This is a genomic window from Bacillus sp. JJ722 (genome assembly GCF_036963345.1).
Classification (GTDB): Bacteria; Bacillota; Bacilli; order Bacillales; family DSM-1321; genus Bacillus_AD.
In genome coordinates, this window is sequence record NZ_JBALMO010000273.1 from 1 (window position 1) to 12,462 (window position 12,462).

16 protein-coding genes are annotated in these 12,462 nt (G+C 35.8%); 8 read left to right on the forward strand and 8 right to left on the reverse strand.

What is annotated here, in order from left to right; genetic code table 11:
* Nucleotides 1-60 precede the first annotated feature (60 nt).
* Entirely contained in the window at nucleotides 61-369 is a 309-nt protein-coding gene (locus tag V7014_RS23465) for a metal-sulfur cluster assembly factor (protein ID WP_335510888.1), read from the reverse strand.
* A 67-nt stretch (nucleotides 370-436) separates the two neighbouring features.
* Nucleotides 437-1,195, reverse strand: coding sequence for a prolyl oligopeptidase family serine peptidase (locus tag V7014_RS23470; RefSeq protein WP_335510890.1), 759 nt, complete (start codon nucleotides 1,193-1,195; stop codon nucleotides 437-439).
* Nucleotides 1,196-1,423: 228 nt separating this feature from the next.
* Here V7014_RS23470 and V7014_RS23475 point away from each other — a divergent pair, with 228 nt between their 5' ends.
* The 3 genes from V7014_RS23475 (at nucleotide 1,424) to V7014_RS23485 (ending at nucleotide 2,733) form a co-directional block, all read left to right on the forward strand.
* Nucleotides 1,424-2,245, forward strand: coding sequence for a Cof-type HAD-IIB family hydrolase (locus tag V7014_RS23475; protein ID WP_335510892.1), 822 nt, complete (start codon nucleotides 1,424-1,426; stop codon nucleotides 2,243-2,245).
* 149 nt (nucleotides 2,246-2,394) lie between these two features.
* A complete protein-coding gene (locus V7014_RS23480; RefSeq protein ID WP_335510894.1) occupies nucleotides 2,395-2,547 on the forward strand; it encodes a hypothetical protein in 153 nt (50 codons plus the stop codon).
* Entirely contained in the window at nucleotides 2,548-2,733 is a 186-nt protein-coding gene (locus tag V7014_RS23485; protein WP_335510897.1) for a DUF3813 domain-containing protein, read from the forward strand.
* A gap of 349 nt (nucleotides 2,734-3,082) precedes the next feature.
* Here the strand turns inward: V7014_RS23485 and V7014_RS23490 are convergent, their stop codons facing one another.
* A complete protein-coding gene (locus V7014_RS23490; protein WP_335510899.1) occupies nucleotides 3,083-3,925 on the reverse strand; it encodes a YitT family protein in 843 nt (280 codons plus the stop codon).
* Nucleotides 3,926-4,121: 196 nt separating this feature from the next.
* Between V7014_RS23490 and V7014_RS23495 the strand changes: the two genes are divergently transcribed.
* The 5 genes from V7014_RS23495 to V7014_RS23515 all read left to right on the forward strand — a co-directional run bounded on the left by V7014_RS23495 (nucleotide 4,122) and on the right by V7014_RS23515 (nucleotide 7,313).
* A complete protein-coding gene (locus tag V7014_RS23495) occupies nucleotides 4,122-4,985 on the forward strand; it encodes a DegV family protein (protein ID WP_335510901.1) in 864 nt (287 codons plus the stop codon).
* A 66-nt stretch (nucleotides 4,986-5,051) separates the two neighbouring features.
* Nucleotides 5,052-5,183, forward strand: coding sequence for a DUF3941 domain-containing protein (locus V7014_RS23500; RefSeq protein ID WP_335510903.1), 132 nt, complete (start codon nucleotides 5,052-5,054; stop codon nucleotides 5,181-5,183).
* Between the two features lie 158 nt (nucleotides 5,184-5,341).
* Complete coding sequence (locus V7014_RS23505; protein WP_335510904.1) at nucleotides 5,342-6,127, forward strand: fumarylacetoacetate hydrolase family protein; 786 nt, start codon at nucleotides 5,342-5,344, stop codon at nucleotides 6,125-6,127.
* Nucleotides 6,124-6,924 carry a fumarylacetoacetate hydrolase family protein gene (locus V7014_RS23510; RefSeq protein ID WP_335510906.1) on the forward strand — a complete coding sequence of 267 codons (801 nt, stop codon included), beginning with the start codon at nucleotides 6,124-6,126 and terminating at the stop codon, nucleotides 6,922-6,924. The genes V7014_RS23505 and V7014_RS23510 overlap by 4 nt, the downstream gene beginning before the upstream one ends.
* A gap of 5 nt (nucleotides 6,925-6,929) precedes the next feature.
* On the forward strand, nucleotides 6,930-7,313 hold the full coding sequence (locus V7014_RS23515; RefSeq protein ID WP_335510908.1) for a 5-carboxymethyl-2-hydroxymuconate Delta-isomerase: 384 nt from the start codon (nucleotides 6,930-6,932) through the stop codon (nucleotides 7,311-7,313).
* 68 nt (nucleotides 7,314-7,381) lie between these two features.
* On the opposite strand, the gene V7014_RS23520 is transcribed toward V7014_RS23515, so the two are convergent.
* The 5 genes from V7014_RS23520 to V7014_RS23540 form a co-directional block, all read right to left on the reverse strand.
* On the reverse strand, nucleotides 7,382-7,855 hold the full coding sequence (locus V7014_RS23520) for a flavin reductase family protein (RefSeq protein ID WP_335510910.1): 474 nt from the start codon (nucleotides 7,853-7,855) through the stop codon (nucleotides 7,382-7,384).
* Between the two features lie 37 nt (nucleotides 7,856-7,892).
* Entirely contained in the window at nucleotides 7,893-8,876 is a 984-nt protein-coding gene (gene hpaD / locus V7014_RS23525; protein ID WP_335510912.1) for a 3,4-dihydroxyphenylacetate 2,3-dioxygenase, read from the reverse strand.
* Between the two features lie 27 nt (nucleotides 8,877-8,903).
* On the reverse strand, nucleotides 8,904-10,418 hold the full coding sequence (gene hpaE / locus V7014_RS23530; RefSeq protein ID WP_335510914.1) for a 5-carboxymethyl-2-hydroxymuconate semialdehyde dehydrogenase: 1,515 nt from the start codon (nucleotides 10,416-10,418) through the stop codon (nucleotides 8,904-8,906).
* Nucleotides 10,419-10,510: 92 nt separating this feature from the next.
* Nucleotides 10,511-11,425, reverse strand: a complete 915-nt coding sequence (gene hpaI / locus V7014_RS23535; RefSeq protein ID WP_335510916.1) for a 2,4-dihydroxyhept-2-ene-1,7-dioic acid aldolase — start codon at nucleotides 11,423-11,425, stop codon at nucleotides 10,511-10,513.
* Nucleotides 11,426-11,516: 91 nt separating this feature from the next.
* Nucleotides 11,517-12,197 carry a GntR family transcriptional regulator gene (locus V7014_RS23540; RefSeq protein WP_335510918.1) on the reverse strand — a complete coding sequence of 227 codons (681 nt, stop codon included), beginning with the start codon at nucleotides 12,195-12,197 and terminating at the stop codon, nucleotides 11,517-11,519.
* Between the last annotated feature and the right edge of the window lie 265 nt (nucleotides 12,198-12,462).

Consider the following 12,462-nt stretch of genomic DNA (forward strand, 5'->3'; position numbering starts at 1 on the left):
TGTCATTACGTAATGACAATTAGAAGAATCATTTTATTATTCTCTAAAATAGTAAGGCAATTAAGAAATACCTAATGCTATCTTAGCATAACGAGACATACGATCTTTTGACCAAGGTGGATTCCAAACAATGTCCACAGTTGAATCTTTAACTTCAGGAATATCCATTAAGGCAACTTTTACTTGATCAACAATTTGACCTGCTAATGGACAACCCATTGACGTTAATGTCATTGTTATTGTCGCTTTTCCTTCGTCATCTAAGTCAATATCATAAACTAATCCAAGATTGACAATGTCAACTCCTAGCTCAGGATCTATTACTTGCTCTAAAGCACCCATAATATTATCTTTTAAATCTTGATCCATGCTTTACACACTCCTTTTTTCGTACATTGTATCAAATAAAGATACTTATACAAAACAAATCACATCTTTACAAATGCTTCACAAACCAGTTTACTGTTTCTATTGCCCCTTTATTCGGAACGACATGTCCAGCTTGTTCATCTAATATAAATGATATAGGTATCTCTTTTTGCTCATAAGTTGGTTTTAATTGTTCATAGAAGTGATATGCTCCTTCATATGGTACGGTTGTATCACGCTTTCCATGCCAAAACATTAGCGGACGATAATTCCATTTTGAAAGATCATTTGTAGCATCATACTCTTTCAGCATATTTAATTGTTCCTCAATTTGTTCATTTGTTAATGGAATTTTGATATTATTTTGTTCCATTATTTTCAATTGGAACTTAGCAAAATTAATATATGCAGGGTTCCCCATTAAGGAGACAGCTGTGTTAATCCAATCATATCTCGACATAGCACCTAATGTAATAATCGCTCCCATCGATGTACCTGCTAGACCAATTCGCCCATCCTCTATTAAGCATCGATCATCAAAAGATTCTTTTAAAACTTCGATTTCACGAATAGTTGTTAATACAATTCCCCAAAATTCCGAATAAACATTTTTCTCTTCATAACGCTCACCGTGATAAAGAGCATCGGGTAAAATAACGCGATATCCTTGTTCCGCTAACATATATGCATATTGTATATTTCTCTCTTTAATACTAGAGATTCCATGAATAAAAACAATAAATGGAAGCTTAGCATCCACATTTTCATGCTTTACAACATGCAATATAGGGATGTTTTGTATTTTCTCTTTCTTTATGATCACCATATGTATACCCCCTACATACCATTTTTTCCTACTATTACATTATATACCTTTATCCCGAACACCAAAATGTTTATGCAAACCGAAGACTTCTTAGCAAAAAATTACGCACACTTAATCATTACTACATATATATTTACAAAGGAATTATGTAAATTGGAAACGAAAGATTGTATCTTTTACATCATTTCTTAGTTAAAGTAAAATAAAAAGAGTAGAGGAGGAGCTTTTATGACTGAAAAATATTTAATTGCTTTAGATTTAGATGGTACATTACTAAGAAATGATAAAACCATTTCAAACAAAACAAAAGCAACATTAAAGACATTGATGCAACAGGGCCATTATATCATGATTGCTACAGGTAGACCGTTTCGAGCAAGTTTGCCGTACTATAACGAGCTCTCTCTTCAAACTCCCATAGTTAATTTCAACGGAGCTTTCGTTCATCATCCTTTAAACTCTAATTGGGGACTTTATCATAGCCCCCTTGATATAAAGGTTGCGAGAGAAATCGTTGAAGCTTGTGTTGATTTCAAGTACCACAATATTATTGCTGAAGTAAAAGATGATATTTACTTACATCAACACGATCCTAAATTAATCGATATATTTAATATGGGAAATCCTAGAATAACTGTCGGTGATTTACGTAGCTATCTCGGTTCTTCTCCAACAAGTATGCTCATTCATACAGACGAAGAGCACGTAACATCCATCAGAAAACATCTTTCCGAAGTACATGCTGAAGTAATTGATCACCGCCGTTGGGCAGATCCGTTTCATGTAATTGAAATTGTAAAATCTGGCCTTAATAAAGCCGTTGGAATTCAAAAAGTAGCTCAAGATTTAAATATTCCACAAAATCGAATCATTGCTTTTGGTGATGAAGATAATGATTTAGAAATGCTTGAATATGCAGGATGCGGCGTCGCAATGGGCAATGGTATTGCTGATGTGAAAACCATCGCCAATACAACAACCTTAACAAATGAACAAGATGGAATCGCCATCTTTTTAGAAGAAAAATTCAATTTGAAGAAAGCACAGTAATCATGAAGCCAAATCATACCTTCTTATATGATTTGGCTTTTTCTATTACAACTAACCCCATAATTTACCTTTATAATTCATTTCAAACTACATAAACTATTATCGACACAGTTACTGTGTCAATTGCTTAGATTGCGAGGGGTTTACTAATGGGCAAACGTAACAAATCGAAGCGTTTCTTCCAACAAAGTAAAGATACTGTTTCCAAGCATAGTGAAAAATTCCCGTACCGTATGACTTTAGCTGAAGCAGAGGCAAATAAAATGAGTAGCTGTACTAGCAGTGAATCCGGGTGTTGTTAAATGGCCAATAAACTATTTCAAGAAGCCCGTAGATTTGTGAATGAAGCTGTCAACGCCGACACTCTTAGCCGAGAAGAAGCGATAGCTAAAGCAAAAAATGCTCTTTCCTCTGCATACGCTAACACATCAACTGCTGAAAAGCTTCAGTTACGAGACATGCAGGCAGAATTAGATTCATTAACTTAGTAACAGTAACTTAGCAATCAAATATGCAAAATGAAAGAGGGTTGTCTATGACAGCCCTCTTTCATTTTAAATTTATGAAGCATCTACACAGAACTAACGAAGCGCTTAAGCTCTTCGTGTTTCCTTTATCTCAGTCGGTTAACTCCAATCCATACAGAGCTAACCGAGCGCTTACGCTTTTCGTTATTGTCTAGCTTCAGCGTCCCAGCTCCTAGTTGATTTCGCCAACCTCCCTACGATAAGTCAACATCAAATCGCTCGAATCGCTTAACGCTCTTCGTGTTTCCTTTATCTCAGTCGGTGGGCTCCAATCCATACGGAGCTAACCGGGCGCTTACGCTTTTCGTTGTTAATCTTTTCTGAAGAAACCAAATACATTTGTTGTTTCCACAATATTAGTAAACGCCTTAGGGTCCACTTCTTTTATGATATGAATCAAATCATATAATTCATAACGAGTAATAACCATCATCATCATATCTTTGTTTTCGTTCGTAAAAGCGCCTTTCGCCGGCATCATTGTAATTCCACGCACTAATTTGGCATGAATGGCCTTTTTCAACACTTCCGCTTCTTGAGTAATAATAAATACTGTTAATTTCTCATGACGAGTATGAATTGCGTCAATAACACGTGTTGTTACGTAAAGAGATACTAGTGTATAGAGGGATTTTTCCGGCCCATATATCACTCCAGCCGTAACGATAATGGCACCATTCATAGCAAATAGATACGTTCCGATCGGTTTATCTTTCATACGAGAAAGAATCATAGCTACGATATCCATTCCACCTGTTGAAGCACCGTACTTCAATGTAATACCTACACCTACAGCTCCAATAACCCCACCGAATACAGCATTTAAAATAATATCAGGCGAAAACTGATAAACTGGGATGATCTCCAGAAAAAATGACATTAATGCCACACATAAAAAGCTATAAAACGTAAAAGCCTTTCCGACTTTCTTCCATGCAAAGATTGCGACGGGAACATTTAATAAAAATAGTATAATTCCTGTTGATATTGTAAACGAAGTAAAGCTACCAATAATACTAGACAGTAATTGTGCCACTCCTGCAAAACCACTTGCATAAACCTTAGCGGGAATTAAAAAGAAATTCAATGCGATTGCATTTAGTAGTGCTCCAACAATAACGGCTAAGATTTTTTTTACTTCCTCTATATACAAGCTACTATACCTCCTGATACATTTTTATATTTTTGTCCTAAATTAAGTAACTGAGACATAAATAATATCAAATGTACGAAACTTTTCCAATGTATTTTTGTATACATTTAACTAACAATTCTTTTCTAATATTTTCTCCAATGCTACACTATTATAGTACTTATAAGAAAATAAACTATATTAAGAAGGTGAAGTTGTGAGTATACATATACTAGCAGATAGTGCGTGTGATTTACCTCTATCTTATTTTTCTAAAAACAACCTTACTTTTATTCCGTTAAACGTTCATCTTGAAGGAAAAGATTACGAAGATGGGATCAGTATCCAAAGTAAAACCGTTTATGATGCAATGAGACAAGGAGCTGCTCCTAAAACATCACAAGCGTCTCCCGAATTCTTTCTTAAAATATTTACTGAGCTAGCACAGCAAAATAAACAAGCAATTTATGTTGCTTTTTCATCTGAGTTATCAGGAACATATCAAACAGCGGTAATGATAAAGGAACAAGTTCGAGCGGACTATCCAGATTTCAACCTTGAGATTATCGATACAAAATGTGCCTCATTAGGGTATGGATTAGTAGTGAAACGAGCAGTTGAACTAGCTAATACGAGCGATTCTAAAGAAGAAATTATTGATAAATTGAACTTCCACTGCAAGCATATGGTTCACTTATTTACAGTAGATAATCTCGAATATTTAGCTAGAGGCGGTAGAGTTTCAAAGGCCTCTGCATTTGTTGGTGGCTTACTAAATATCCGCCCATTATTACATGTTAATGATGGTAAGCTAGTACCACTAGAAAAGATTCATGGGAGAAAGAAATTACTTAAGCGTACTTTGGAATTAATAAAAGAACGTGGTGCTCAACTTGATAAGCAAACACTCGGCATCAGTCATGGAGATGATCTTAAATCCGCTTTGGAATGGAAGAATGCCATTTCAGAGGAATTTGGAACTTCTTCATTCGATATCGAGTTAATCGGCTCCACTGTAGGTGCCCATGCTGGCCCAGGAACTATCGCTATCTTCTTCTTGGATGAAATGCCTGCCAATTAATCTGCATACATACTTCCCCTTGCGATGATATAAACTAACGTAAATGAATCGAAAGGAGAAAGTATTGTGCCCAATACAAAAGACAATAACAAAAAAGCTAAAGATAACAATGCGATTAATATGAAAAGAAATGAGCTTGTTGATAAGAATTTCAAAGCAGGTAAACACCAATTTTCTAAAAAAACAGACCACATCTAAGAGTAAGCCACCAGTCTACCTGGTGGTTTCTTTATTTTATAAGATATATACACAATTAATCGTTAGATAATTTTAAATTAATTGAAAATAAACAAAAAATCATATATGATATCATATATGATTTAATTTTATATTGATAACTTAAGGAGTGATTTAATTTGATTCAAGCAAAAATCAAGCTTCAAAATCAACTTTCTTCAGAAGATATCCAAATTAAAAATAATCAAATCATAAAAAATGAAAGTACATATGATTTATCCCAACTGCAAATCGACGTACCTATAAAAGGAAATGTATACGGAATACTGTTAAATTACAAAGGCGAATTAGAAGCCATGAATGAGCAGATGAATCACCCTCCTTACATTGCACCTCCAAAAGGGCCCGTTCTATATATTAAACCAAAGAATACTCATACACCTTTTGCCCACCCAGTTCCCTTACCTCAAGATACACAACAGCTTTCAATCGGTGCTGCTTTAGGCATCGTAATTGGATCAACCGCTACTAGAATCTCAGTAGAAGATGCATTTAATTACATTCAAGGATATACAATTGTCAACGATATTAGTATTCCACACGAAAGCATATACCGACCTGCCATTCGCTTTAAAGCACGAGATAAGTTTTGCCCGATTGGTCCATGGATTGTATCTGCTTCTTCTATTTCTAATCCAAACTCTTTAGGCATTCGTGTCCTAATCAATAATAAAATTGTTCAAGAAAATACAACTGCCAACCTAGTTAGGCCAATCGCTACATTGCTTGCCGATGTGACAGACTTTATGACTCTTCAAGCCGGAGACGTACTTTTAGTAGGAATTCCAGAAAATGCTCCTTTAGCTAAAAAAGGGGATCTTATTCGAATTGAAATTGATGAAATTGGCTACTTAGAGAATACGATTGTTCTTGAAGAAAATGTAACAATGGAGGGAATCCAATGAAACGAGCACGCGTAGCTTATAGTGGAGCGATTCACGAAGCAGTAGAATATAATGGGCAATTACAACTTTGTGACGGACGAATCGTTAATGAAGAAGAGGTTATATGGCTTCCACCCGTTGAATCTGGTACGGTGTTTGCACTAGGTTTAAATTATGCCGATCATGCAAAAGAACTAGCATTTAATGCTCCCGATGAGCCCCTTGTCTTTTTAAAGGGTCCTAATACATTCATCGGGCATCGAGGTCAAACAAGACGTCCAGCAGATGCAACTTATATGCATTATGAATGTGAACTCGCTGTTGTTATTGGCAGGAAAGCGCGCAATGTAAAGAAAGAAGATGCTTATCAATTTGTTGCAGGTTATACGATTGCAAACGACTATGCTATTCGTGATTATCTTGAAAACTACTATCGACCAAATCTTCGTGTAAAAAACCGAGATACATGTACACCGATCGGACCTTGGTTAGTCGATTCAGAAGACATCCCAGACCCGATGAACCTAACACTTAGAACATTTATTAATGGAAAACTCACTCAAGAAGGCTCAACGAAAGACATGATTTTCAGCATTACAGATTTAATTGAATACTTCAGTAGTTTCATGACATTAAACCCTGGAGACATCATTTTAACAGGTACACCCGAAGGTCTAGCGGATACAGCTGTTGGTGATGAAGTGATCACTGAAATTGAAGGCATCGGACGACTTATTAATACCATTATAGGTGATGATTTGTTTCTTAACAAAAAAGAAGTTACTCCATCTAGTCAAAATAAATATGAAAGGAAATAATTCATATGCCTCATTTCATAGTTGAGTACACTGACAATATTAAAGGTGATATTCGCATTGATGAACTATTACAGAAAGTAAATAAAATTCTTATATCTTACTCACCCATTTTCCCTATCGGTGGAATTCGTTCAAGAGCCATTGAATTGAAGCATTATTACGTTGCCGATGGTACTGAAGATGATGCTTTTGTCCATGCTACACTAAAAATAGGCTCAGGTCGTTCAGAGAAAGAAAAAAAAGAAGTATGCGATCAACTTTTTGACATGATTCAATGTCATTTTTCGGAGCTTTTCAACAAACGATACCTTGCTCTTTCTTTAGAATTATATGAATTTAGTGAATTCGGAACTTATAAGAAAAACAACATCCACAAACGCTATAATTAGCCAAAAAGCAAGCCTTCCTAACTCTCAAATTAGGAAGGCTTGCTTTAATCTCTATCTCGTGCACTATTTTAAACCAACGCTTCTGCTATATAACCGCCATATTTACCTTTATAGAAAGTTAATGGATCACCGTCATTCAACACAAGCTCTTTCACTTCACCAATAAATAATGTATGATCTCCAGCGACTTGATAACTATATACATCACAAATGATATTTGCTAATGAATCTTTAATAAGCGGTAAATCATTCTTCCAAGTAAAGTCAACATCTATCTGCTCTTTAAGTTGACCAGCAAACTGCATTGAAATTTCCTTTTGTTGAACCGAAAGCAAATTTACTACAAACTTATTTGATTGTTTTATCTTATTCAGCATTTTTGCTTGCTCACCGATTGAAATTAATACAAGTTTAGGCGTTAATGAAACAGACATAAATGCATTAGCCGTCATTCCATGCACTTCATTATCAGTAGTAGTTGTGATAACTGTAACACCAGTAGCAAACATACCCATAGCATTTCGAAACATACGATCTTCCATACTAATACCTTCTTTCACTTTAAAAATTGGCAAATCCTTAAATAATAAATTCAGGCTTATGTTTTTCCAAAATAGGTTCCTTAGAAGCTACCTCTTTCTTCGTGTTAATATCGAGAAGAGTCGAGGCTTCATCAAACCACGAATCCGGTGCTTTTGCGCCCCAGAATGTTTGACGTCTTGGATCATCAAGATCCCAGTGCAGGGGTTTAACATCCGGATCAGATGTTAAATAATCTCCATTATATAACTCTATACGGTGACCATCTGGATCTCTTAAATATAAGAAAAATGCATTTGATAAACCATGGCGACCTGGTCCTCGTTCAATAGATGCAGCATGTCCTAGTGATGCTAACACATCACAAGTATGAATAAGTGCCATTGGATCAGGTAACCAGAAAGCCACATGATGAAGTCTAGGGCCAACTCCATTCATAAATGCCTGATCATGCACACTTGGCTTACGATGTAACCAGCTTGCCCATAACTTTCCATCTTTATCAATCGTGTCTTCGGAACAAACAAAGCCCAATTCATTCACGTAGAAATCATGTGCTTTTTGGACATCAGGCACCGAACAATTTACATGATCTATTCGTTGAACTCTCGAACCTCTATATTGATCATAGCGCTGTAACATTCTTTCTACTTGTGGCATGGAGCAGTAGAACTCAACCGGTATGCCTGAAACATCGTGAACATGAAGAGCTCTACCAATGGCATGTTGGCTTCCTTCATCCATCCACTTCGTTTGTAATCCTTTAGATTGAAACAACGCTTCCAATTCTTCTAGGTCTTGTTCCTTTGTAACTTTGTAACCTATTACATTAACACTTGCTTTATCTGCTTTTTGCAATACGAGACTATGATGATGAACTTCTTCTAACCCTCGTAAATATAGATGAGTATCTGTTCTTTCCGTTTCAATAAAGCCTAAAGCATCTACATAAAACTTCTTAGAGCGATCTAAATCCGTTACATTTAATACTGTTCTAGCAATACGAATAATTGAAAATGTCATATTAACTAACCCCTTATTAGCAATCTATTAATTCTCTGCTGAACTAACAGTAGCTTGCTTCCTAACACCGAACTTCGGAATATGATGATCCCCTATCGCAACATGAACTACTTGTGTTTCTGTATAGAACTCAAAACTATAATGTCCGCCTTCTCGGCCAATTCCACTTTGCTTAGAACCACCAAATGGGATACGTAAATCACGAACATTATGCGAATTAACCCATACCATCCCACTATCCACAGACTGAGCAAGACGATGACCACGTTTCATATCATTCGTCCAAATGAAAGCAGCTAACCCGTACTTTATATCGTTTGCCATTCTTAAAACTTCTTCTTCCGTTTTAAATGGAATAACAGCCATTACCGGCCCAAAGATTTCTTCTTGAGCAATTCGCATCTCGTTTTTACAGTTAAGAAGAAGTGTAGGCGCAATATAATTACCCGCTTTAAATTCTTCTGGAATATTGCCACTCACAACTTCAGCACCTTCTTCTTTTGCTAAGTTTATATAATACGATACATTATGATAATGCTTGCGATGGATAAGTGGACCCACTTCTGTGTCAGAATCCATCGGGTGTCCAACTTTTATATTTTGCACCCGCTCTTTTAACATTTCTGTAAACTGCTCAATAATAGACTCATGTACAAATAATCTTGAATTCGAAGTACAACGCTCACCATTAAACGAATAAATTCCCCAAATTACAGCATCGAGCGCTTTTTCTAGTTCAGCATCCTCGAAAATAATAGCTGGCGATTTACCTCCAAGTTCCATCGATACACGCTTCAACGTATCTGCACCATTTTTAATTATTTCTGAACCTGTCTTTGTTTCACCTGTAAAAGAGATAAGTTGGACATCTGGATGTGCAACAAGAGAAGCACCTGCTGTTTCCCCAAAGCCGTGAACAATATTGAAAACACCTTTTGGTAAGCCAGCTTGATCAATGATTTGTGCTAATTTATTGGCGGTAAGTGGTGACCACTCTGCTGGTTTTAATACACATGTATTTCCTGTAGCTAATGTTGGGGCGACTTTCCATGTTTCTAACATAAATGGGGCATTCCAAGGAGTAATTAATCCTGCTACGCCAACTGGTTTATGTACCGTGTAATTAATGAAAGTATCGTCTACTTGATACGCTTCTCCAACGAGTCGACTATTCACCATTTGAGCGTAGAATCGGAAATTTTCAGAAGCGCGTGCAGCTTGTTTTTTAGTTTGACTAATAGGTAATCCAGTATCGAGAGATTCTAGGTAAGAAATTTCTTCAGCATTTTCATCAATTAAATCAGCGATTTTATCAATGTAACTTAATCTCTCTTGAACAGTCATTTCTCTCCATGGACCACTATCAAAAGCTTCACGAGCTGCTGCTACAGCCAATTCAATATCTTCTTGAAAACCTTCTGCAACATGATTGATTAATTGGTTATCGAAAGGGCTAATGTTTTCAAATGTTTTATTTGCAACACCATCCACAAATTGCCCATTTATATAATGTTGAATTTTGTGAACTGGAAATTCACGCATAATCTTTTCTCCTCCTTAAATAACTATATTTTGATTAAAGAAGGGAAACTTCTGTCTTATTTAAAGAAGTCTCCCCTGTTGCTCTAGTGAAGTTATGATTTAATAGGTTCGATTAACCCTAGAGCTTCTAATTCTTTACGAATCTCTTGAGTTAAGCTTTCAGAAGGTGGTCCCATTGGCGGTCTTAGTGCAGGATTAATTTTCCCTAGCAATCCCATTGCTGTTTTTAATGGACCAGGGTTTGTTTCTTTAAATAAAACATCATTAAGCGGCATTAGCTTGTAATGAAGATCTAGTGCTTTGTCAATTTCTCCAGCTTTCCAGAAATTATATAAATCGGCTACTTCCTTAGGTGCCACACAAGCAGTTGCACTTATATGGCCTGCGCCTCCAATAGCTAGCATTGGATAGCATAATAATTCAATACCTGAGTATAATAAGAAATCTCTTCCACAATTAAGCAACACACGATTAACATGTTCGAAATCTTTATTAGACTCTTTTACACCGATAATGTTTTTACAATCCTCCGCAAGACGAGCAAGTGTCTTCACTTCTAAGTTCACACCTGTTCGACCAGGGATGTTATATGCAATGATAGGAATATCTACAGAATCTGCTATAGTTTTAAAATGGTTATATAAAGCTTGTTGGTTCGGTCTATTGTAATAAGGCACAATAACTAATGCAGCATCTGCCCCCATTTCTTGAGCGCGTTTAGTTAAATGTAATGTTTCTTTTTGATTAGCTGAACCTGTACCAGGAGCTACTGGTATACGTCCATTTGCCGTTTTAATAGCTGTTTCCATTACTAACTCTCGCTCAAAAATTGTTAATGAACTCGGCTCACCTGTTGTTCCACACACTGAAATACCATGGGATCCACTTTCAATATGCCATTCAACTAATCCTTTAAGCGCTTCCACATCGACTTCTAATTCTTCATCAAATGGTGTTACAATTGGAGAAATTGATCCTCGTAGACGATTTTTAATTTCTTCAAACATTTCGAAACCACCTTTTTCATAATATTCATTATTTTCAGACTATAAAACTTATAAAAACCGGCTTTGCTTATGTTAAACAAAGCCGTTCGAGCTACAGCACTTTATCATCATGAACAGCGGCTTTTCGCTTTTGGAAAGCGATAATTGTATTCATTTTATGTTCTCTCACCATCGCTTCAATCTTATTAAATGGGGCTCTTTGTCTTAATACTTGAATGATATCTTTATGCTCCTGAATAGATTGAACCGCTCTTTGAGGAACAATGGTAAATACTGTTGTTCTAACTCGATCCATCCGATGTTGTGTTTCTTTAATTTTTTCAATTAGAATGGGATTTCCGCACTTTTCATAGATTGAAGTATGAAATATACGATTCAATTCACTAAACAACTCTAATTCAAAGTCCTGAAGAGCATTCTCCATATCTTTGGTTAAATTAATTAGATTTTCATAATCACTGTCAGTTAAATGTAATGAGCTAAGAGCAGTTGCATATCCTTCCAATATACCAATGACCGTTAACGTTTCGATATATTCATTCTCATTAATACTTGTTACAACTGCACCACTATACTGTTTATACTGAATCAAACCCTCTGATTCTAACTGTCGAATAGCCTCTCTAACCGGAATAGGGCTTAAACCCAATTCCTTTGCTATTTGATCAATGATAATCCGCTGTCCAGATTTGTATACCCCATCTATAATTTGTGTGCGAAGATGCTCATATGCAAATTGTGTTTTATTTAGATTATTGGTTTTCTTTCCCATGTGCTCATCATATACAAAATCATATATGATTTCAATATATTTTCAGAAAAATCATATATGATTTTATTTTCTGTATTTATTCAATAAACGCTTATATTATCGTTTCATAGTTCTAATATTTTTACATTTGGACTGTACAAGTCATTTATTTACCTAAGAGAGGGTGTCCCATAAGGTAATGGTTTTTAGATTTCTACATAGGCATTCGTCTAATTTAAATGGATATACATGAAATTTTATCTTTTCCCGAAAGCGCCAAAGGTGG

Coding starts and splice junctions, on each gene's coding strand:
- V7014_RS23475 (WP_335510892.1), top strand. CDS start 1,424: ATGACTGAAAAATATTTAATTGCTTTAGATTTAGATGGTACATTACTA.
- V7014_RS23465 (WP_335510888.1), bottom strand. CDS start 369: ATGGATCAAGATTTAAAAGATAATATTATGGGTGCTTTAGAGCAAGTA.
- V7014_RS23520 (WP_335510910.1), bottom strand. CDS start 7,855: ATGGAAGATCGTATGTTTCGAAATGCTATGGGTATGTTTGCTACTGGT.
- hpaD (WP_335510912.1), bottom strand. CDS start 8,876: ATGACATTTTCAATTATTCGTATTGCTAGAACAGTATTAAATGTAACG.
- V7014_RS23470 (WP_335510890.1), bottom strand. CDS start 1,195: ATGGTGATCATAAAGAAAGAGAAAATACAAAACATCCCTATATTGCAT.
- V7014_RS23480 (WP_335510894.1), top strand. CDS start 2,395: ATGGGCAAACGTAACAAATCGAAGCGTTTCTTCCAACAAAGTAAAGAT.
- V7014_RS23485 (WP_335510897.1), top strand. CDS start 2,548: ATGGCCAATAAACTATTTCAAGAAGCCCGTAGATTTGTGAATGAAGCT.
- hpaI (WP_335510916.1), bottom strand. CDS start 11,425: ATGTTTGAAGAAATTAAAAATCGTCTACGAGGATCAATTTCTCCAATT.
- V7014_RS23510 (WP_335510906.1), top strand. CDS start 6,124: ATGAAACGAGCACGCGTAGCTTATAGTGGAGCGATTCACGAAGCAGTA.
- V7014_RS23540 (WP_335510918.1), bottom strand. CDS start 12,197: ATGGGAAAGAAAACCAATAATCTAAATAAAACACAATTTGCATATGAG.
- hpaE (WP_335510914.1), bottom strand. CDS start 10,418: ATGCGTGAATTTCCAGTTCACAAAATTCAACATTATATAAATGGGCAA.
- V7014_RS23515 (WP_335510908.1), top strand. CDS start 6,930: ATGCCTCATTTCATAGTTGAGTACACTGACAATATTAAAGGTGATATT.